This is a genomic window from Mycobacterium sp. (genome assembly GCF_052143115.1).
Taxonomy (GTDB): domain Bacteria; phylum Actinomycetota; class Actinomycetes; order Mycobacteriales; family Mycobacteriaceae; genus Mycobacterium.
Genome location: NZ_JBKQTQ010000199.1, coordinates 12,644 through 32,249 on the forward strand (window position 1 = coordinate 12,644; position 19,606 = coordinate 32,249).

17 protein-coding genes and 1 pseudogene are annotated in these 19,606 nt (G+C 66.3%); 12 read left to right on the forward strand and 6 right to left on the reverse strand.

Translation table 11 applies throughout. The annotated features are described in order from the left end of the window. Positions 1 to 11 precede the first annotated feature (11 nt). Complete coding sequence (locus ACLQI9_RS20965; protein WP_442392109.1) at positions 12 to 1,415, forward strand: DNA polymerase IV; 1,404 nt, start codon at positions 12 to 14, stop codon at positions 1,413 to 1,415. Here ACLQI9_RS20965 and ACLQI9_RS20970 read toward each other — a convergent pair. Then, the gene (locus ACLQI9_RS20970; RefSeq protein ID WP_442392110.1) at positions 1,380 to 2,300 is read right to left on the reverse strand and encodes an asparaginase; all 921 of its coding nucleotides are present in this window, start codon (positions 2,298 to 2,300) and stop codon (positions 1,380 to 1,382) included. The two genes, ACLQI9_RS20965 and ACLQI9_RS20970, sit on opposite strands and share 36 nt — an antisense overlap. Before the next feature lie 42 nt (positions 2,301 to 2,342). Here ACLQI9_RS20970 and lspA point away from each other — a divergent pair, with 42 nt between their 5' ends. After that, positions 2,343 to 3,029: a signal peptidase II gene (lspA, locus tag ACLQI9_RS20975; RefSeq protein WP_442392111.1), complete on the forward strand. Its 687-nt coding sequence runs from the start codon at positions 2,343 to 2,345 to the stop codon at positions 3,027 to 3,029. Positions 3,030 to 3,037: 8 nt separating this feature from the next. Beyond that, complete coding sequence (locus ACLQI9_RS20980) at positions 3,038 to 3,964, forward strand: RluA family pseudouridine synthase (protein ID WP_442392112.1); 927 nt, start codon at positions 3,038 to 3,040, stop codon at positions 3,962 to 3,964. Positions 3,965 to 3,966: 2 nt separating this feature from the next. On the opposite strand, the gene ACLQI9_RS20985 is transcribed toward ACLQI9_RS20980, so the two are convergent. Continuing rightward, entirely contained in the window at positions 3,967 to 4,413 is a 447-nt protein-coding gene (locus tag ACLQI9_RS20985; protein ID WP_442392113.1) for a hypothetical protein, read from the reverse strand. Positions 4,414 to 4,516: 103 nt separating this feature from the next. Between ACLQI9_RS20985 and ACLQI9_RS20990 the strand changes: the two genes are divergently transcribed. Together ACLQI9_RS20990 and ACLQI9_RS20995 are read left to right on the forward strand one after the other, a co-directional pair. Beyond that, the gene (locus ACLQI9_RS20990) at positions 4,517 to 4,897 is read left to right on the forward strand and encodes a YciI family protein (RefSeq protein ID WP_442392114.1); all 381 of its coding nucleotides are present in this window, start codon (positions 4,517 to 4,519) and stop codon (positions 4,895 to 4,897) included. Positions 4,898 to 4,919: 22 nt separating this feature from the next. Beyond that, the gene (locus ACLQI9_RS20995) at positions 4,920 to 6,089 is read left to right on the forward strand and encodes an RNA polymerase sigma factor (protein WP_442392130.1); all 1,170 of its coding nucleotides are present in this window, start codon (positions 4,920 to 4,922) and stop codon (positions 6,087 to 6,089) included. Positions 6,090 to 6,171: 82 nt separating this feature from the next. Here the strand turns inward: ACLQI9_RS20995 and ACLQI9_RS21000 are convergent, their stop codons facing one another. Continuing rightward, positions 6,172 to 6,579 carry a group I truncated hemoglobin gene (locus ACLQI9_RS21000; RefSeq protein WP_442392115.1) on the reverse strand — a complete coding sequence of 136 codons (408 nt, stop codon included), beginning with the start codon at positions 6,577 to 6,579 and terminating at the stop codon, positions 6,172 to 6,174. Positions 6,580 to 6,741: 162 nt separating this feature from the next. Between ACLQI9_RS21000 and ACLQI9_RS21005 the strand changes: the two genes are divergently transcribed. From ACLQI9_RS21005 to dnaE, 4 genes are all read left to right on the forward strand, one after another. Next, entirely contained in the window at positions 6,742 to 7,773 is a 1,032-nt protein-coding gene (locus ACLQI9_RS21005; RefSeq protein ID WP_442392116.1) for an SDR family NAD(P)-dependent oxidoreductase, read from the forward strand. 7 nt (positions 7,774 to 7,780) lie between these two features. Next, positions 7,781 to 8,584, forward strand: coding sequence for an SDR family NAD(P)-dependent oxidoreductase (locus tag ACLQI9_RS21010; RefSeq protein ID WP_442392117.1), 804 nt, complete (start codon positions 7,781 to 7,783; stop codon positions 8,582 to 8,584). Then, positions 8,584 to 9,015, forward strand: a complete 432-nt coding sequence (locus tag ACLQI9_RS21015; protein WP_442392118.1) for a type II toxin-antitoxin system Rv0910 family toxin — start codon at positions 8,584 to 8,586, stop codon at positions 9,013 to 9,015. Before ACLQI9_RS21010 ends, ACLQI9_RS21015 begins: the two co-directional genes overlap by 1 nt. 67 nt (positions 9,016 to 9,082) lie before the next feature. After that, complete coding sequence (gene dnaE, locus ACLQI9_RS21020) at positions 9,083 to 12,625, forward strand: DNA polymerase III subunit alpha (RefSeq protein ID WP_442392119.1); 3,543 nt, start codon at positions 9,083 to 9,085, stop codon at positions 12,623 to 12,625. On the opposite strand, the gene ACLQI9_RS21025 is transcribed toward dnaE, so the two are convergent. Beyond that, positions 12,622 to 13,872 (reverse strand): amidohydrolase family protein, encoded by a 1,251-nt coding sequence (locus ACLQI9_RS21025; protein ID WP_442392120.1) that lies wholly within the window; start codon positions 13,870 to 13,872, stop codon positions 12,622 to 12,624. The genes dnaE and ACLQI9_RS21025 overlap by 4 nt on opposite strands. Positions 13,873 to 14,026: 154 nt before the next feature. Then, a pseudogene (locus ACLQI9_RS21030) lies at positions 14,027 to 14,445 on the reverse strand (class I SAM-dependent methyltransferase); the annotation flags it as partial. A gap of 35 nt (positions 14,446 to 14,480) precedes the next feature. On the opposite strand from ACLQI9_RS21030, the gene fadD11 reads away from it, so the two are divergent. After that, positions 14,481 to 16,325, forward strand: a complete 1,845-nt coding sequence (gene fadD11, locus ACLQI9_RS21035; RefSeq protein ID WP_442392121.1) for a fatty acid--CoA ligase FadD11 — start codon at positions 14,481 to 14,483, stop codon at positions 16,323 to 16,325. 4 nt (positions 16,326 to 16,329) lie between these two features. Here the strand turns inward: fadD11 and ACLQI9_RS21040 are convergent, their stop codons facing one another. Then, positions 16,330 to 17,565, reverse strand: coding sequence for a fatty acid desaturase family protein (locus ACLQI9_RS21040; RefSeq protein ID WP_442392122.1), 1,236 nt, complete (start codon positions 17,563 to 17,565; stop codon positions 16,330 to 16,332). Positions 17,566 to 17,769: 204 nt separating this feature from the next. Between ACLQI9_RS21040 and ACLQI9_RS21045 the strand changes: the two genes are divergently transcribed. Next, positions 17,770 to 18,207, forward strand: a complete 438-nt coding sequence (locus ACLQI9_RS21045; RefSeq protein ID WP_442392123.1) for a nitroreductase family deazaflavin-dependent oxidoreductase — start codon at positions 17,770 to 17,772, stop codon at positions 18,205 to 18,207. 28 nt (positions 18,208 to 18,235) lie between these two features. Then, positions 18,236 to 19,534 (forward strand): threonine ammonia-lyase IlvA, encoded by a 1,299-nt coding sequence (gene ilvA / locus ACLQI9_RS21050; protein WP_442392124.1) that lies wholly within the window; start codon positions 18,236 to 18,238, stop codon positions 19,532 to 19,534. Positions 19,535 to 19,606 lie beyond the last annotated feature (72 nt).

The following is a 19,606-nucleotide window of genomic DNA, read 5'->3' on the forward strand; positions in this document are numbered from 1 at the left end:
CATCGAAGATTGTGGACTCGCGTTGGGTGCTGCACCTCGACATGGACGCGTTCTTCGCGTCCGTCGAGCAGCTCACCCGGCCCACGTTGCGGGGCCGCCCGGTGCTGGTCGGCGGGCTGGGCGGCAGGGGCGTGGTGGCCGGCGCGAGCTACGAATCCCGGGTGTTCGGCGCCCGCTCGGCCATGCCGATGCACCAGGCACGCCGATTGATCGGCGTGACGGCGGTGGTGCTGCCGCCGCGTGGCGTGGTCTACGGAGTCGCCAGCCGCCGGGTCTTCGACACCGTGCGCGCGGTGGTCCCGGTCGTCGAACAGCTCTCCTTCGATGAGGCGTTCGGGGAGCCGCCCGAACTGGTCGGCGCATCTGCGACCGAGGTCGAGGATTTCTGCGAGAACCTGCGGCGACGGGTGCGCGACGAGACCGGCCTGGTCGCCTCGGTCGGCGCCGGCTCGGGCAAGCAGATCGCCAAGATCGCATCGGGTATGGCCAAACCCGACGGCGTCCGGGTGGTCGGGCGTGCCGACGAGAAACCGCTGCTGGGCGGCCTTCCGGTGCGCAGACTCTGGGGCATCGGGCCGGTGGCCGAGGAGAAGCTGCATCGGCTGGGCATCGACACTATCGGGCAGTTGGCCGCACTGAGCGAAGCCGAGGTGGCCAGCATCCTAGGTGCGACGATCGGGCCCGCGCTGCACCGGCTGGCCCGCGGGGTCGACGACCGCCCGGTTGCCGAGCGAGCCGAAGCCAAGCAGATCAGCGCCGAATCCACCTTCGCGGTTGACCTGACAAGCTTGGAGCAGTTACGCGAGGCGATCGACCCGATCGCCGAGCACGCTCATCAACGTCTGCTGCGCGACGGCCGCGGCGCCCGCACCGTCACGGTGAAGCTGAAGAAATCCGACATGAGCACGCTGACGCGCTCGGCGACGCTGCCCTATGCGACGACCGAGGCCGCCGCGCTGACCGCGATGGCCCGGCGGTTGCTGCTTGATCCCCAGGAGATCGGGCCGATTCGGCTTCTGGGCGTGGGATTCTCGGGTTTGAGCGACGTGCGACAGGAGTCGCTGTTTCCCGACTTGGAGCTGTCGGAGCCGGAGTCAGAGCATTCCGTCGAGACGGTAACCGCGGCCATGTTCGGCCCGGATCCGGAACCCTCGCCGTGGCGGGTGGGTGACGACGTGACACACCGCGACCTGGGGCACGGCTGGGTGCAAGGCGCCGGCCATGGCGTGGTCACGGTGCGGTTCGAAACCCGTAGCTCCGGACCGGGCCCGGCCCGAACGTTTTCTTCTGGTCAATCCGACACCGGCGAAATCGTGTCGGCGAATCCGGTCGACAGCCTCGACTGGCCCGACTACGTCGCCGCAATGACCGAGAACACCTCAGCGCAGACGGTCGACGACGTCGCGCAGCGGTAGCTGCGCCGCCAACGCCGCCATGACCATCACCCGGGCCTGACTCGGCGGCAACCGCGACATCATCACCGCGCCCGCGTCGGCGAGGTCACGGCCCGGGCCGTAATCGGGGGTGACGCGTCCACCCGGGACCCGGGTGGACACCGCTACCAGCACTCCGTCGCTGCAGTGCCGCCGTACTCCGTCGACGACCGCGGCCCCGGCATTGCCCGCACCCAGCGATTCCAGCACGATGCCGCGGGCACCGGCGGCCACACACGCATCCATTGTTACGGCGTCACTCCCCGGGTAGGCCGCGACGATGTCGACCCGCGGGGCTGTCGCCGCGCTCAGCTCGCCGAGGAATGCGCGTTGCTTGGGCCGGTTCAGCACCACGCCATCGTCGACGGTGCCCAGCAGCTGGCCAGCGAAGCCGTCCTGGGTTGCCACCTTGCGAAGACCCAACGGCCCTAGCACCCGACCGGCAAAGCACACCAGCACACCGAGGTCGCGAGCAGCGGGATCCGACGCCACCGACAGCGCGTCGCGCAGATTTGCCGGCCCGTCGGCGTCGGGCGCGTCGGCGCTGCGCATTGCGCCGGTAAGCACCACCGGAACATCGCCCGCGTAGGTGATATCCAGCCACAGCGCGGTCTCCTCGAGGGTGTCGGTGCCGTGCGTCACGACCACGCCCTCGGCGCCGCCATTGGCCGCGGCCCGGGCGGCCGCGCCGATCACATCCCAGTCGGCCGGAGCCAGCTGCGAGCTGTCGAGGGACATCACGTCGACGACGTCGACGTTCAGGCCGGCGGTCAACTGCGCGCCGCCGCGCGTCGGCCGTCGCACCCCCTCGGCGTCAGTGGTAGTGGCGATCGTCCCACCGGTGGCGATCACGGTGAGGCGGCTCATCCTGAAATCATCCCCCACATCCGTGTAGTGGATGATGTAGGAGTGACTGACCAACCAACGGGATCGGCTGAGCCGGGGACTGAGGACCCGACGGTAGGGGAGGCCGGAGCTCCCGCGCCGCGACGGCGTCTGCGCCTGCTGCTGGGGGTCGCTGCGGTCGTGCTGGCGCTGGACATCATCACCAAGGTGCTCGCGGTCAAACTGCTGACTCCCGGCCAGCCGGTGCCGATCATCGGTGACACCGTCACCTGGACGCTGGTCCGCAATTCCGGCGCCGCGTTTTCGATGGCGACCGGATACACCTGGGTGCTGACGGTCATCGCGACCGGTGTCGTGGTCGGGATTTTCTGGATGGGACGGCGGCTGGTGTCGCCGTGGTGGGCCATCGGCCTGGGGATGATCCTGGGCGGTGCGATGGGAAACCTGGTCGACCGGTTCTTCCGTTCGCCGGGCCCGCTGCGTGGACATGTCGTGGACTTTCTGTCGATCGGCTGGTGGCCGGTGTTCAACGTCGCCGACCCGTCGGTGGTCGGAGGGGCGATCCTGCTGGTCACGCTGTCGGCAATGGGCTACGACTTCGACACCGTCGGCCGTCGCAAGGCGGACGACGCGATCGATGTCGCCGATGCCACCGAGGACACCCAGACATCGGACGAGCCGGCCGAAGCCGTCGACGGCGATGAGCCGCAGGACGGCACCGTTGGCCGGTCCACAGCCGACCAACGGTAGCGGCGCTGGTGGCCGACCGGTCGATGCCGGTGCCCGAGGGTCTGGCGGGTATGCGTGTCGACGTCGGGCTGTCCCGGCTGCTGGGCCTGTCCCGCACCGCCGCGGCGGCGCTGGCCGAAGACGGCGGTGTCGAGTTGGACGGGGTGCCGGCCGGTAAGTCGGATCGTCTGGCCGCCGGGGCTTGGCTGCAGGTGCGCCTGCCCGAGCCGCCGGCGCCGTTGGAGAACACGCCCGTCGAGATCGAGGGCATGACGATTCTGTACTCCGACGACGACATCGTCGCGGTCGACAAACCGGCAGGGGTGGCCGCGCACGCGTCGGTGGGTTGGACCGGCCCGACGGTGCTCGGCGGGCTGGCTGCCGCCGGTTACCGGATCACCACCTCCGGGGTGCACGAGCGGCAGGGCATCGTGCACCGCCTCGACGTCGGCACCTCCGGAGTCATGGTGGTCGCGATCTCCGAGCGGGCTTACACCGTGCTCAAGCGCGCGTTCAAGCAGCGTACGGTCGACAAGCGCTACCACGCGCTGGTGCAAGGACACCCGGATCCGTCGAGTGGCACGATCGACGCGCCGATCGGCCGCCACCGCGGCCACGACTGGAAGTTCGCCGTCACCGCGAACGGCCGGCACAGCCTCACTCACTACGACACCATCGAAGCCTTCGTCGCCGCGAGCCTGCTCGACGTACATCTGGAAACCGGCCGCACACACCAGATTCGGGTGCACTTCGCGGCGCTACATCACCCCTGCTGCGGCGACCTGACCTATGGCGCTAACCCGAAGCTTGCGGAAAAGCTTGGGCTGGAACGCCAATGGCTGCACGCGCGGTCGTTGGAGTTCACGCATCCCGCCGACGGAAGGCAGATGGAGATCGTCAGCCCCTACCCGCCGGATCTGCAGCATGCGTTGGACGTGTTGCGGGCCGAGGGCTGACGTTACTTTCGCAGTCGGCGCGGATAGCTCTTCGCCTCGTCGACCCATTCTTGTTCGATCCGGCCGATCTCCAACGACAGCAGTGCCACAGTCGGGTTGTCGCAGTTGACGTCAAGAGCGGTGCGGTATTTGGCGGCTTCGCCAGTGCTGGGCAGGTGCGGCCGCAGACCCTCGAACCACTCGTCGCCGACGACGTTGGGCGCGTCGCCATCGCGGGATCCGGCAGCCCATTGGCGATAGGTATCTCGGGCATTCGCCAAGCCGGATCGCCAGCTTTGGACCGAGTCGTGCCGCCGAGAATGCAGGGTGGCAATCATCTCGTGCTTGTGCTCAGAGCTTGCCGCTAGCCGCGGCAACCAGGTGTCGCCCACCAATCTCACGACCCCCAACATGCCCGCCGTCGACGCACCCGCGACCAGACCCATCAGACCCATTCCCGCCATGCTCATGCCGTTGATCGTTGCACGCGCCAGACAGTTGTGATGCGTTGTCGATGCGGTCCGGTCTCAATCGTCATTGAGGTGTCATCATCGAGCCGGAAAGGACACCACTATGCAGTACTGCCTGCTGATGCACTATCAGGAGGGCCCCGAGATCGGCCTGACCGAGGAGGACATGGCCCCCGCGCGCGCGGCGTTCGCCCGGTACGCCGACGACCTCGACGCGGCGGGTGTGCTGATCGGCACTCAGGTGCTGCAATCGGCCGTCGTCTCGACGACGTTCAGCGCGCGCGGCGGCACTCCCACGGTCCAGGACGGGCCGTTCGCCGACACCAAAGAGCGCCTCGGCGGCGTGTTCGTCATCGACGTGCCCGACCTGGACGCCGCATTGGCCTGGGCGAAGCGCTGCCCGGCCGCCGCTTGGGGATCCGTCGAGATCCGTCCCGTCGCGGTTACCTACGGCAGCGGCAAAGGTTGGTACAGCCCTGAGTGAGGCGCAGATTCGGGTCGCCGAGCTGGTGGGAACCAGCTACGGGCGGCTGCTGGCGTTGCTCGCCGCGCGCAACGGCGACTTCGCCGCCGCCGAGGACGCCATCGCCGACGCGCTGGAGCGGGCCCTGACCCGATGGCCGGTCGACGGCATCCCCGCCAAGCCGGAAGGCTGGGTACTCACCGTGGCCCGCAACCGCCTGCGCGACCACTGGAAGTCACACGCCTACCGGATGACCGATCCGGTGCCCGAAATACCCTGTGATGCAACTGAATTCGAGGTCGACGCCATTCCCGACCGGCGTCTGGAGTTGATGCTGGTGTGCGCTCACCCGGCGATCGGCGCCGACTGCCGCACTCCGTTGATGTTGCAGACCGTGCTCGGTGTCGACGCCGCGGCGATCGCGCAGGCGTTCGCGGTGCCGGCAGCGACGATGGCGCAACGACTGGTGCGCGCCAAACGCCGCATCCGCGACGCCCGCATCCCATTCGTGCTGCCGGGCCGCGCTGACCTCGACGAGCGGCTGCCCGCGGTGCTGGAGGCCGTGTACGGCGCGTATGCGATCGACTGGCAGGCGGCGGGTGCCGCGGTCGAATCGTTGTCCGCTGAGGCGCTTCATCTCGCGCTGGTGCTCGTCGAGGTGCTACCCGACGAGCCCGAGGCGCTGGGCCTGGCGGCGCTGATGTGCCTGTCGGAGTCGCGCCGACCCGCCCGGCGCCGCGCCGACGGTGCGTTCGTGCCGCTGGACGAACAAGACCCGGCATCGTGGGACGCGGCGCTGATCGGCCGCGGCGGAGCCCTGCTGCACCGGGCCCACGGCTTTGGTCGGCCGGGCCGTTACCAATACGAAGCGGCGATCCAGTCGGCGCACTGCAGCAGGCCGGTGGACTGGCCGGCGCTGCGTCGCCTGCATCGTGCTCTGCTTCGGGTCGCGCCGTCATTGGGCGGGGCGGTTGCCCTGGCCGCCGTCGACGCCGAGGTCGAAGGGCCGGACGCCGGTTTGCAGACACTGGACGCGATCACCGATCCGGCGCTGCAGCGGTTCCAGCCAGCCTGGACGACCCGCGCGCACCTGCTGGCCCGGGCCGGTCGTCCGGCCGCCGCCGCGAAGGCTTATCAGCGGGCTATCGACCTGACCAGCGACTCCGCGGTAGCCGAATACCTGCGGGCGCGGCTGGTCGCGCTACACGGGTGAGGTTCGCCGAGCGTGCCATCGACGCGAGACCCAGGCCGATAAATTCGCAGACGGGCACGCTCGGCGAAGCTTGCGGTGGCGGCTAGACGCCCGCCCTGGCGTGGTCCGACGCGATCTCGTCGGCCAGCGGCGCAATGGCATGGAGTAGCTCGGCAATCGTCTCTGTGGGTACCCCGGCCGCACACAGCGAGTCCCTCAAGTGCCCAGTCACTAGATCGAAGTGATACCTGGTGATGCCCCGGCCTTGATGCGCCTGCCTCATCGACGGGCCGGAGTAAGAACCGGGCCCGCCGAATGCCGCGGCCAGGAACTCGGCCTGCCTGTCTTTTAGCCGTTTCATGTCCGATCCGGCAAAGAAGTTCGACAGGAGATCATCGTCAAGCACACGGCAATAGAAGTCTTCGACAATCACTTCCAGGGCGCCGTAGCCACCGATCTTGTCGTAGAGGGTGGCTGCCTTGGGCTCGCGGAAACGGGTGAGCATTCCCATGCGGATAGCGGACCACTCCATCATTGCCCGCCAGTTAGGGCGCCGTCACCGGGCGATTACCCGGCGTAACAAGCGGATTGCCGCAGAATCACCAGAACTCGGCACCCGTGTAGCAGACTCGGTGGGAAGCGCACGGAGAACATCACCGGGAGCGAGAAACCTATGAACCTGGGTGACCTGACCAGCCTCGTCGAAAAGCCGATTGCCGCGGTGTCCGACCTCCTCAACACCCCGAACTCGGCGGGCCGATATCGACCGTTCTACCTTCGCAATCTGCTTGACGCGGTTCAGGGCCGCACACTCGACGATGCCGTCGACGACACGATCACCCTCATCACCGGCGGGTCGTCGGGTATCGGCGAGGCGGCCGCGAAGAAAATCGCGGAAGCCGGCGGCGAGGTAGTGCTAGTTGCGCGCACACGGGAGAATCTCGAAAAAGTCGCCGACGAGATACGGGGCAACGGCGGGACCGCCCACGTGTACCCGTGCGACCTGACCGACATGGACGCCATCGCGACGATGGCCGACCAGGTGCTCGCCGATCTCGGCGGCGTCGACATTCTGATCAACAACGCCGGACGGTCGATTCGACGCTCGCTGGAACTGTCCTACGACCGTATCCACGACTACCAGCGGACGATGCAACTGAACTATCTCGGCGCGGTTCAGCTGATCCTCAAGTTCATCCCGGGCATGCGGGAACGCGATTTCGGGCAGATCATCAATGTGTCCTCGGTCGGGGTGCAGACCCGCGCACCGCGGTTCGGCGCTTACATCGCCAGCAAGTCCGCGCTGGACAGCCTCTGCGACGCGCTGCAAGCCGAGGTCGTGGATGACGACATCAAATTCACCACCGTACACATGGCGTTGGTGAGGACGCCGATGATCAGCCCGACCACGATGTATGACAAGTTCCCGGCACTTACGCCGGATCAGGCTGCCGGGGTGATCACCGACGCGATCGTGCACCGGCCCCGGCGGGCCAGCTCACCGTTCGGGCAGTTCGCCGCCGTCGCCGACGCCATCAACCCGGCGGTGATGGACCGGCTCCGCAACCGTGCCTTTGGCATGTTCAGCGACTCAGATGCGGCCAAGGGGGGCGAATCGACAGGCGCCGAATCCAATACTGGCACATCGGAATTCGATAGCCGGAGCGAAACGTTCGTCCGCGCGACCCGCGGAATTCACTGGTGAGGGGATCATGAGCCTTCCGAAACCCAGCAACCAGGCAGCCATCGTTGTCACCGGTGCCTCCTCGGGCATCGGCACCGAGTTGGCCGGCGGTCTGGCCCGGCGCGGCTACCCGCTGGTGCTGGTCGCCCGCCGTCGGGAACGCCTGGATGACCTCGCCGGCGAGCTGCGCACGCAATACTCGGTAGGGGTCGACGTTATGCCTCTCGACCTGGGCGAGGCCGCGTCCCGGGGGCAGCTGGCAGAGTGGCTTCGCAGCGAACCGGTAGCCGGTCTGTGCAACAGCGCCGGCTTCGGCACCAGCGGGGTGTTTCAAACCTTGCCGATCGAGCGCGAAAGCGAAGAAGTCGTCCTCAACTCGCTGGCGCTGATGGAACTCACCCATGCCGCGCTGCCCGGCATGGTCGAGCGGGGAGCCGGAGCAGTACTCAACATCGCCTCGATCGCGGGATTCCAGCCGATTCCCTTTATGGCCGTTTATTCGGCAACCAAGGCGTTCGTGCAGACCTTCTCGGAAGCCGTTCACGAGGAACTGCACGGAACGGGCGTGTCGGTCACGGTGTTGTGTCCGGGCCCGGTGCCGACCGAGTGGGGTGAGATCGCCAATGCTGAGCGTTTCAGTATTCCCCTTGCGCAGGTCGCGCCGCACGACGTCGCAGAAGAGGCGATCGGCGGGATGCTGGCCGGTAAGCGCAGTGTGGTGCCCGGCATCGTGCCCAAGGCCGTGAGTATCGGCGGAAGATTCGTGCCGCGCACTCTGTTGTTGCCCGGGATCCGAATCGGCAACCGATTCCGCGGCGGACCCAACCGCTGATGGCCGCCGTTGACATGGGCGCCGACGTGCCGATAAGCCCGCAGCAGATGTGGGATCACGTCTCGGATCTGTCCAATCTGGGTGATTGGCTGGTGCTGCACGAGGGATGGCGTAGCGAGCTGCCTGACGAGTTGAGCGAAGGAACCCAAGTCGTGGGCGTGGCACGCGCCAAGGGCCTGCGCAACCGGGTGACGTGGACGGTGACCTCGTGGGAGCCGCCGCACCAGGTCGCACTGTCAGGTTCCGGGAAAGGCGGCGCAAAATACGCTGTCACGCTCACCGTGCAGCCCACCCAACAGGGGTCTGCCCTCGGTCTGCGCCTGGAGCTGGGCGGGCGTGCGTTGTTCGGTCCAGTGGGCTCGGCAGCGGCTCGGGCCGTCAGAGGGGACGTCGAGAAATCGCTGAAGCAGTTCGTCGAGTTGTATGGGTAGCGGCCGCAAGACACACTCGCCGACACGCCGGGGAGTCGTCGGTGCGCGGCCATAGACTGGCGTGCCTATGAACCAGTCGTTCGTGCACCTGCACAACCACACCGAGTACTCGATGTTGGACGGTGCCGCGAAGATCGCGCCGATGCTGGCCGAGGCGCAGCGGCTGGAGATGTCCGCGATCGGGATGACCGACCACGGCAACATGTTCGGCGCCAGCGAGTTCTACAACGCGGCCGCCGCGGCGGGTATCAAGCCGATCATCGGCGTCGAGGCTTACGTGGCACCCGCTTCTCGTTTTGATACCCGCCGCATCCTGTGGGGCGACCCGGGGCAGAAGAGCGACGACGTGTCTGGCAGTGGCTCCTACACCCACCTGACCATGGTCGCCGAGAACGCCACCGGCCTGCGGAACCTGTTCAAGCTGTCGTCGCTGGCGTCTTTCGAGGGCCAGCTGGGCAAGTGGTCGCGGATGGATGCCGAGCTGATCGCCGAGCACGCGGACGGCATCGTCGCCACCACCGGCTGCCCCTCCGGGGAGGTGCAGACCCGGCTTCGGCTCGGGCAGCGCCGCGAAGCGCTTGAGTCCGCCGCCAAGTGGCGGGAGATCTTCGGGGCCGACAACTACTTCCTGGAGTTGATGGACCACGGGCTCGACATCGAACGCCGAGTCCGGGACGGGCTGCTGGAGATCGGCCGCACGCTGAACATCCCGCCGCTGGCCACCAACGACTGCCACTACGTCACCCGCGACGCCGCGCACAACCACGAGGCGCTGCTGTGTGTGCAGACCGGCAAGACGCTGTCGGATCCGAACCGGTTCAAGTTCGACGGCGACGGCTACTACCTGAAGTCCGCTGACGAGATGAGAGCGATCTGGGACAGCGAAGTCGCCGGTGCTTGCGATTCGACGCTGCTGATCGCCGAGCGGGTGAGCTCGTACGCCGATGTGTGGGCGCCGCGCGATCGGATGCCGGTCTTCCCGGTGCCCGACGGCCACGATCAGGCCTCCTGGTTGCGCCACGAGGTCGACGCCGGTCTCCGCCGACGGTTCCCCGGCGGCCCCCCGGACAGCTACGAAGAGCGGGCGGCCTACGAGATCAAGGTCATCTGCGACAAGGGTTTTCCGTCCTACTTCCTGATCGTCGCCGACCTGATCAACTACGCGCGCTCGGTCGACATCCGGGTCGGCCCGGGCCGTGGCTCGGCGGCCGGTTCGCTGGTGGCCTACGCGCTGGGCATCACCGACGTCGACCCGATCCCGTACGGGCTGCTCTTCGAGCGGTTCCTCAACCCCGAGCGCACCTCGATGCCCGACATCGACATCGACTTCGACGACCGTCGCCGCGGCGAGATGGTGCGCTACGCCGCCGACAAGTGGGGACATGACCGGGTCGCCCAGGTGATCACCTTCGGCACCATCAAAACCAACGCGGCGCTGAAGGACTCCGCCCGAATCCACTACGGGCAGCCCGGTTTCGCGATCGCCGACCGGATTACCAAGGCGCTGCCGCCGGCGATCATGGCCAAAGACATCCCGCTGTCGGGCATCACCGACCCCAACCACGAGCGCTACAAGGAAGCCGCCGAGGTCCGTGGCCTGATCGACACCGACCCCGACGTGCGGACCATCTACCAAACCGCGCGCGGGCTGGAAGGCCTGATCCGCAACGCGGGTGTGCACGCCTGCGCGGTGATCATGAGCAGCGAGCCGCTGACCGAGGCGATCCCGCTGTGGAAGCGGCCGCAAGACGGCGCCATCATCACCGGCTGGGATTACCCGTCGTGCGAGGCCATCGGCCTGCTGAAGATGGACTTCCTGGGTCTGCGCAACCTGACGATCATCGGCGATGCGATCGAGAACATCAAGGCCAACAGGGGAATTGACCTTGACCTGGAATCCGTGCCGCTGGACGACAAGGCCACCTTCGAGCTGCTGGGTCGCGGCGAGACGCTGGGGGTATTCCAACTCGACGGCGGGCCGATGCGCGACCTGCTGCGCCGCATGCAGCCCACCGGATTCGAAGACGTCGTCGCGGTGATCGCGCTGTACCGGCCGGGCCCGATGGGCATGAACGCCCACAACGATTACGCCGACCGGAAGAACAACCGGCAGGCGATCAAACCCATCCACCCCGAACTCGAGGAACCGCTGCGCGAGATCCTCGCCGAAACCTACGGCCTGATCGTGTATCAGGAACAGATCATGCGCATCGCGCAGAAGGTCGCCGGCTACTCGTTGGCCCGAGCCGACATTCTGCGCAAGGCCATGGGCAAGAAGAAGCGCGAGGTCCTGGAGAAGGAATTCGAGGGCTTCTCGGAAGGCATGCAGGCCAACGGATTCTCGGCCAAAGCGATCAAAGCGTTGTGGGACACCATCTTGCCGTTCGCCGATTATGCGTTCAACAAGTCGCATGCCGCCGGATACGGCATGGTGTCGTACTGGACGGCCTATCTGAAGGCCAACTATCCCGCCGAATACATGGCCGGACTGCTCACCTCGGTCGGTGACGACAAAGACAAGGCGGCCGTCTATCTGGCCGACTGCCGCAAGCTCGGCATCACCGTGCTGCCGCCGGACGTCAACGAGTCCGGGTTGAACTTCGCCTCGGTCGGTACTGACATCCGCTACGGGCTGGGCGCGGTGCGCAACGTCGGCGCCAATGTGGTTGCCTCGCTACTGAATACCCGTACCGAGAGAGGCAAGTTCACCGACTTCTCCGACTACCTCAACAAGGTCGACATCGCGGCGTGCAACAAGAAGGTCACCGAATCGCTGATCAAAGCCGGCGCATTCGACTCGCTGAAACACCCGCGCAAAGGGCTGTTCCTGGTGCACACCGACGCGGTCGACTCGGTGCTGGGTACCAAGAAGGCCGAGGCGATGGGTCAGTTCGACCTGTTCGGCGGCGACCCGAATGACGGGGGAGCGGGCGCTGACGCGGTATTCACTATCAGGGTCCCCGACGAGGAGTGGGACGACAAGCACAAACTCGCGCTGGAGCGCGAGATGCTGGGCTTGTACGTGTCCGGACATCCGCTCAACGGGGTGGCACATCTGCTAGCGACTCAGGTCGACACCGCAATCCCGGCGGTACTTGACGGCGACATCCCGAACGACACCCTCGTGAAGGTCGGCGGCATCCTGGCATCGGTGAATCGGCGGGTCAATAAGAACGGAATGCCTTGGGCGTCAGCGCAGCTGGAAGACCTCACCGGTGGTATCGAAGTGATGTTCTTCCCGCACACCTATTCCGCCTTCGGCGCTGACGTCGTCGACGACGCGGTGGTCGTCGTCACCGCGAAAGTCGCGATCCGCGATGATCGGACCACACTGATCGCCAACGACCTTGTGGTGCCTGATTTTTCCAATGCGCAGGCGAACCGGCCGCTGGCGGTGAGCTTGCCGACGCGGCAATGCACCATCGACAAGGTCAGCGCGCTCAAACAAGTGCTGGCCCAACACCCCGGTACGTCGCAGGTGCATCTGCGGCTGGTCAGCGGGGACCGGATCACCACCCTCGAGCTGGACGCGTCGCTGCGGGTGACGCCGTCTCCGGCGCTGATGGGCGATCTCAAGGCGCTGCTCGGTCCGGGTTGCCTGGGCGGCTAAGCGTTGCCCGCTTTGGTCGGATCCTTGTAGATCACACCCTCTTTCATGACGAAGTCCACCTGTCCGGTGACGTCGATGTCGGTGAGGGGATCGCCGGGCATGGCGATCAGGTCGGCGATCTTGCCCTCGGCGATCACACCGAGATCGTCGAGGCGCAGCAGTTCGGCGGCCACGCTGGTGGCCGCGCGCAGGGCGCGCAACGGGGTGATCCCGGTGGACACCATCATCGGGAACTCGCGCCAGTTGTCTTGGTGCGGGAACATTCCGGCGTCGGTTCCGAACGCGATCCGAACGTCGCTGGCGGCCAACCCCTCCGCCGCGTCCAACAGTGCGCCGCGGTATTTGCGCATTTTGCGGCGCGAGTGCTCCGGGAGAGCGGCCCACACGGGGTCGTCCTCGCCGCGGCGGGCTCCGGACAGGATCGTGTATTGAGTCGGCACCATAAACACCCCGGCGTCCTGCATCATTCGCAGCGTCTGAGCCGACGCGAGGTTTCCATGCTCGATGCTGCGCACCCCCGCTCGAACCGCGCGCTGGATACCCACGTCCCCGTAACTGTGCGGGGTGACCGGGACTTCGAGGTCGCCGGCCGTCGCGACCAGGACATCCATCTCGTCCTGGCTGTAGGTGGCGTGTCCGGGGTCGTCCGATGGTGAGGCGAAGCCGCCGGTGGCGGCGAACTTGATCCAGTCGGCGCCGGCCCGGATCTGCTGTCTGACCCGGGTGCGGATCTCGTCGTCGCCGTCGGCCGCAGCCAACTCCAGCGGCCTGGAGGACCCTTGATATTCATCGGCGACCATCCCGCTGAAGTCGCCGTGGCCGCCGCGCGCTGAGATCATGTGCGGCGCCACCACCATCCGCGGGCCGACGACGATCCCGGCCGTCACCGCATTGCGAAGGTCGATCGTGGGGTAATCGACGTCCCCGCAACCCAAGTCACGCACCGTAGTGAACCCGTTCATCAGCAAGGCGCGTAGCACCGGCAGCGACTTCAGCGTCTTGGTGATGCTGGACTCCAGGGCCATCGTCGGTCCGACCGGTGGTGCCAATGTCACATGGGTGTGGCAGTCCATGAATCCGGGTGTCAGGGTGTGCCCGGACAGGTCGACCAGTTTTGCGTCGGCTGGCGGCTCGATTGCGTCGCCCAGCTGTTGGATACGGCCGTCGACAACCAGAACCTGTTGCGACACCGGCTGATCAGACATGCCGTCCCACACGTTTGCGCCGGCGATCAGCGTTGCCGCCATCGTTGCCACCCCTTCTGTCTCGCGTTGTGTCGCCCCTAGAAGCGATAGCGCAGCACCCGCGCCGTGCGCGCGCCGGCCTTGGTCATCCCCATCAGGCGAGTCGACACCCGGACGCCCGCCGGATACAAGTCGACCTCCGCGCATGTGCCAGGCTGGCCTCTTCGGCCAGCGATGCGGCCACCGAATGCGCGTGGTCGTCACCGGGCACGAGTTCATTGCGCAGTGCGATGGCGTGTGGCAGATCGACGTTGTACCAGTCCACCGTGGCCGGTAGTGCCACTCGCAGCATCCCGGTGTCCAGTCCCGCGCCGAGAGCCACCACGACCGCGTCGGGATGTTCGGAGATGAAACCTCGCACCCGTTCGTCGAGCATCTTGGCCCGTAGCGCGGTCTGGCGCACCGCGCTCGATGGCACGCCCAAAGCCTGGAAGTCGTAGTCGATCTTGGCCACGATCTCGTCCGCCAAGATATCGCCGAGTATCGGCCGGGGCCAACGGCTGTCGAGCGCGCGGGCGTACTGGTCACCAGCGCAGTCTGCTCGACCGGTGTCAGCTCGGTGATCGCAATTCCCATACCGGCAACGTACCCCCCGGACTAGCCTCAGCTTCATGATCGATTCGACAACGGGGACGACGTCCGAACCTCCGACCACGCTGTGTGAGGCATTCCAACGCAACGCGGCGATCGACCCGGACGCCGTCGCGCTTCGCACCCCTGGCGACACCCAGACAATGACGTGGCGCGAGTATGCGGCCGCCGTGCGCCGGGTCGCGGCCGGCCTGGCCGGCCTCGGGGTCCGCCACGGCCACACGGTTTCGCTGATGATGGCCAACCGCATCGAGTTCTACCCGCTGGAAGTGGGCGCACAGCACCTCGGCGCCACCTCGTTCTCGGTGTACAACACGCTGCCCGCCGAACAACTGACCTACGTTTTCGACAATGCCGGCACCAAAGTGGTGATCTGCGAGGAGCAGTACGTCGACCGGATCCGGGCCAGTGGCGCGGAGCTGGAGCACATCATCTGCATCGACGGTTCCCCGGAGGGCACGCTCTCGCTGGACGATCTGCACGCCGCCGGCAAAGAAGACTTTGATTTCGATTCGACCTGGCGGGCGGTGCAGCCCGACGATGTGGTCACCCTCATTTACACCTCAGGGACGACGGGAAATCCCAAAGGGGTGGAGATGACGCACGCTCACCTGCTGTTCGAGGCCCGGGCCCTCGAAGCCGTTCTGGGCGTTCAGTTCGGTGATCGGGCGACCTCCTTTTTGCCGACGGCGCACATCGCTGACCGCACGATGGCGTTGTACAACCAAGAGGTGTTCGGCGCCCAGATCACGGTGGTCTCCGATGCTCGCGCGATTGCGGCGGCATTGGCCGACGCGCGCCCAACCATCTGGGGCGCCGTGCCCCGGGTCTGGGAAAAGCTCAAAGCGGCAATCGAATTCGCCGTCGCCCACGAGGAGGACGAGGCCAAGCGCCAGGCTCTGCACTGGGCCATGTCGGTCGCTGCGAAACGGGCCGCGGCCATGGTCGCCGGCGAGGATCTTCCCGATGACGTGGCCGCGGAATGGGTCCAGGCCGACGAGCTGGTGCTGTCGCAGCTGCGTGCCAAGCTGGGACTTGACCAGGTCAGGTGGGCGGTCTCCGGTGCGGCCCCGATTCCGAAGGAGACGTTGGCCTTCTTCTCCAGTATCGGCATCCCGATCGCCGAAGTGTGGGGCATGTCCGAGCTGAGTTGCGTCGCCAGCGTGAGCCATCCACGCGAGGCGCGACTGGGGACGGTGGGCAAGCTGCTGCCCGGTCTGGAGGCCAAGATCGCCGAGGACGGCGAATATCTGGTGCGCGGGCCGCTGGTGATGAAGGGCTACCGCAGGGAGCCGGCCAAGACGGCCGAGGCGATCGACGCCGACGGCTGGCTGCACACCGGCGACATCCTGGACGTCGACGCCGACGGTTATCTGCGGATCGTCGACCGGAAGAAGGAGCTGATCATCAACGCGGCCGGAAAGAACATGTCGCCGGCCAACATCGAGACCACGGTGATGGCCGCCTGCCCGATGGTCGGCGCAATGCTCGCGATCGGCGACGGCCGCCCGTACAACACCGCGTTATTGGTTTTCGACGCGGACTCGGTCGGCCCGTACGCGGCCCAGCATGGGCTGGCCGACGCCTCTGCCGCGACACTGGCAGCGCACCCGGAGGTGATTGCCCGGATCGCCGCGGGGGTGGCCGAGGGCAACGCCAAACTGTCGCGGGTTGAGCAGATCAAGCGATTCCGCGTGCTGCCCAACCTGTGGGAGCCCGGCGGTGAGGAGATCACGCTGACGATGAAACTCAAGCGTCGGCCCATCATGGCCAAATACGCCGCCGAGATCGAAGAGTTGTACGGCAGCGAACCGGGCCCGGACGTCCACGAGCCCAAGAGCGCATCGACGACCCAACCGGCGTGACGGCCTAAGGGCGCTCTTCGGGCTGGCGTTGGTTCCGGTGGCCAAGGAGTGCTGTCGCCAACCCGCGTCGCCGCACATCGTCCCCGATCCGTGGCAAGTCCGATCGCTTCTTGACATTCCGGAACTTGTTCTCGGAGGCCGTTTCTGGTGCGTCGTCGCAGGTAGCGGACAGAAACCGGTCCGGAAGCGCCAACTTGCAGATTGTGCGCACAGTAAGCAGGTACTGGCGATGCAACGGACCGGTCGTGTACGGCAGATCGTAGGTGACGCACAACGCGCGCACCCGCTTGGCGATCTCGGGATAGCGATTGTGCGGCAGATCCGGGAAGAGGTGATGTTCGATCTGGTAGCACAGATTTCCAGTCATGAACCCCAGCACAGTCCCGGCCTCGAAGTTCGCTGTACCCAGCATTTGCCGGAGATACCATTCGGGCTTTGTCTCATTCTCCAGCACTGAGGGGGTGAATTTTTCTGCTCCGTCCACGAAGTGGCCGCAGACGATCACGATGTACGCCCACCCGCTACGTAATCCGTTGGCAACCACGTTGGCCCCCAGCGTGCGCCGCCACCGCCGACGGCTCAGGGCAGGAATGAGAACATAGTCCTTGCACACCTGACGAACCATCTTGCGGATGAGCGCCGATTTCTGGGCGGATTTGGCGGCGTCATTGGTTTCCTCTTCTTGCACTGCGTTCAAGCCGTGCAGTGCGACGCCCCATTCGAAGGCGGCCGCCAGCAGCACGGCGCGCAACGGCTGCCACAACGCGCCCGGCCACCACTCCTGGTCCCGGGTGACCCGCAAGACGCGGAATCCGAGGTCGTCGTCTACGCCGACGATGTTCGAGAAGACGTGGTGTCGGTAGTTATGGGAATATCGCCACTGCGACGTGAGACCGGCCGTGTCCCACTCCCAGGTATTGGAGTGGATTTCCGGGTCGTTCATCCAATCCCATTGACCGTGGCTGATGTTGTGGCCCAGTTCCATGTTGTCGACGCACTTGGCCGCGGCCAGGGCCGCGGTTCCGGCGGCCCAGGCAAATTTGCCTTTGCACCCGCCGATGATCAGCCTCGCCGCGATCTCGAGGTATCGGTGAAAAGCGATGACGCGCATGATGTATAGCCGATCCTTGGCGCCGCGCGAAGCCTCGATATCGCTACGGATCGCTTCCAAGTCAGCCGCGAGCGCCTCGATATCCGCGTCGCTCAGGTGGGCGTATTCAGGTACTTCCGTGACGGCCATCGACGCTTACCCGGATTTGGGCAAGGTGGCGGGCAGCCCTGTTGGCGCGACCGCGCGCAGCAGTCCGCGGTACGGCTGGGGCATTGCTTGAGCACCTGCTTCATCGGCTCTACGCCGTACGTCTGACCGCGGATTGTCGGTATCGCTCGCAGACTCTACACGGCGGGCGTCACACCACGGTCTCAGCACGATTAAGGTAGTCCTATGCCGCTTGAAGGTGAATACGCCCCCAGCCCGTGGGATTGGTCCCGTGAACACGCCGACAAGTATGCCGAAACCGGTGGAACCGAAGCCGCCGATATCATGGGCGCGCCCGTCATCCTGCTGACTACCGTCGGGGCCAAGACTGGCAAGCTCCGTAAGACGCCGCTGATGCGGGTCGAGCACAACGGCGAGTACGCGATCGTCGCCTCACTGGGCGGGGCCCCGAAGAACCCGGTCTGGTATTACAACGTCGCGAAGAACCCGCGCGTCGAGCTGCAGGACGGCGCCGTCGCCCGTGACTACGACGCCCGCGAGGTGTTCGGCGACGAGAAGGCCACGTGGTGGAAGCGGGCCGTCGAGGCGTGGCCCCCCTACGCCGAGTACCAGGAGAATACCGATCGGCAGATTCCGGTCTTCGTGCTCACCCCTGTGCAGTGAATTTGCAGCTGGGTGGCACCATTGATCGGTGTCCGCCGAACTGAGCCAAAGCCCCGGCACCCCGGGTAGTGGGCCGCTGCCTCTTCTCTCTGCGGCCGAAATCGATGCGGCGGCGAAGCGAATTGCCGGGGTGGTAACCCCCACGCCGCTACAGTTCAGCGACCGGTTGTCCGCGACGACCGGGGCCAGTGTCTACCTCAAGCGCGAAGACCTGCAGGTGGTGCGCTCATACAAGTTGCGTGGCGCCTACAACCTGTTGGTGCAGCTGTCGGACGAGGAGCTGGCCGCGGGCGTGGTGTGCTCGTCGGCGGGAAATCACGCGCAGGGATTCGCCTACGCATGCCGGTCACTGGGCGTCCACGGTCGCGTGTACGTGCCGGCCAAGACGCCGAAGCAAAAGCGTGACCGCATCCGCTATCACGGCGGGGATTTCATCGAACTGATCGTGGGCGGATCGACGTACGATCTGGCGGCGGAGGCTGCGCTGGCTGACGTGGCACGCACCGGCGCCACGCTGGTCCCGCCGTTCGACGACCCGCGGACCATGGCCGGCCAGGGCACGATCGCCGTCGAAATACTCGACCAGCTCGAGGACGAGCCGGATCTGGTAGTGGTGCCAGTCGGTGGTGGTGGTTGCATCGCCGGTATCACCACCTACCTGGCCGAGCGAACGACGAACACCTCGGTGCTGGGTATCGAACCGGCCGGTGCCGCGGCGATGATGGCGGCGCTGGCCAACGGAGGTCCAGTGACCCTGGACCACGTCGATCAGTTCGTCGACGGTGCGGCGGTGGCCCGAGCGGGGAAGCAGACGTACGCGGCACTGGCTGCCGCCGGCGACATGGTGTCGATCACTACCGTTGACGAGGGTGCCGTGTGCACCGCGATGCTCGACCTGTATCAAAACGAGGGGATCATCGCCGAGCCGGCGGGCGCCTTGGCCGTCGCCGGACTGTGCGAAGCCAACATCGAGCCGGGATCTGTCGTCGTGTGCCTGGTCTCCGGCGGGAACAACGACGTGTCCAGGTATGGGGAGGTGTTGGAGCGCTCGCTGGTCCACCTGGGCCTCAAGCACTATTTCCTGGTCGACTTCCCGCAGGAGCCTGGGGCGCTGCGCCGGTTCCTGGATGACGTCCTTGGGCCCAACGACGACATCACGCTGTTCGAGTACGTCAAGCGCAACAACCGCGAGACCGGTGAGGCGCTGGTCGGCATCGAGCTGGGCTCGGCCGCAGACCTGGACGGCCTGTTGCAGCGGATGCGGGCCACCGAGATGCAGATCGAAACCATCGAACCCGGCTCGCCGGCCTACCGCTATTTGCTCTAACTGGTGCGGGTGGCAGCGCCGCGAGGTTCACCGTCGCCCAGACGCTTCGTGACTCAAGCAGTCCTAGGCGCC

Bases quoted from the DNA above. Each gene is read 5' to 3' on its own strand.
- fadD11 (WP_442392121.1), top strand. From the start codon at position 14,481: ATGATCGATTCGACAACGGGGACGACGTCCGAACCTCCGACCACGCTG.
- ACLQI9_RS21040 (WP_442392122.1), bottom strand. From the start codon at position 17,565: ATGGCCGTCACGGAAGTACCTGAATACGCCCACCTGAGCGACGCGGAT.
- dnaE (WP_442392119.1), top strand. From the start codon at position 9,083: ATGAACCAGTCGTTCGTGCACCTGCACAACCACACCGAGTACTCGATG.
- ACLQI9_RS21005 (WP_442392116.1), top strand. From the start codon at position 6,742: ATGAACCTGGGTGACCTGACCAGCCTCGTCGAAAAGCCGATTGCCGCG.
- ACLQI9_RS20990 (WP_442392114.1), top strand. From the start codon at position 4,517: ATGCAGTACTGCCTGCTGATGCACTATCAGGAGGGCCCCGAGATCGGC.
- ACLQI9_RS20985 (WP_442392113.1), bottom strand. From the start codon at position 4,413: ATGAGCATGGCGGGAATGGGTCTGATGGGTCTGGTCGCGGGTGCGTCG.
- ACLQI9_RS21010 (WP_442392117.1), top strand. From the start codon at position 7,781: ATGAGCCTTCCGAAACCCAGCAACCAGGCAGCCATCGTTGTCACCGGT.
- ACLQI9_RS21015 (WP_442392118.1), top strand. From the start codon at position 8,584: ATGGCCGCCGTTGACATGGGCGCCGACGTGCCGATAAGCCCGCAGCAG.
- ACLQI9_RS21025 (WP_442392120.1), bottom strand. From the start codon at position 13,872: ATGGCGGCAACGCTGATCGCCGGCGCAAACGTGTGGGACGGCATGTCT.
- ACLQI9_RS21000 (WP_442392115.1), bottom strand. From the start codon at position 6,579: ATGGGAATGCTCACCCGTTTCCGCGAGCCCAAGGCAGCCACCCTCTAC.
- ACLQI9_RS20970 (WP_442392110.1), bottom strand. From the start codon at position 2,300: ATGAGCCGCCTCACCGTGATCGCCACCGGTGGGACGATCGCCACTACC.
- ACLQI9_RS21045 (WP_442392123.1), top strand. From the start codon at position 17,770: ATGCCGCTTGAAGGTGAATACGCCCCCAGCCCGTGGGATTGGTCCCGT.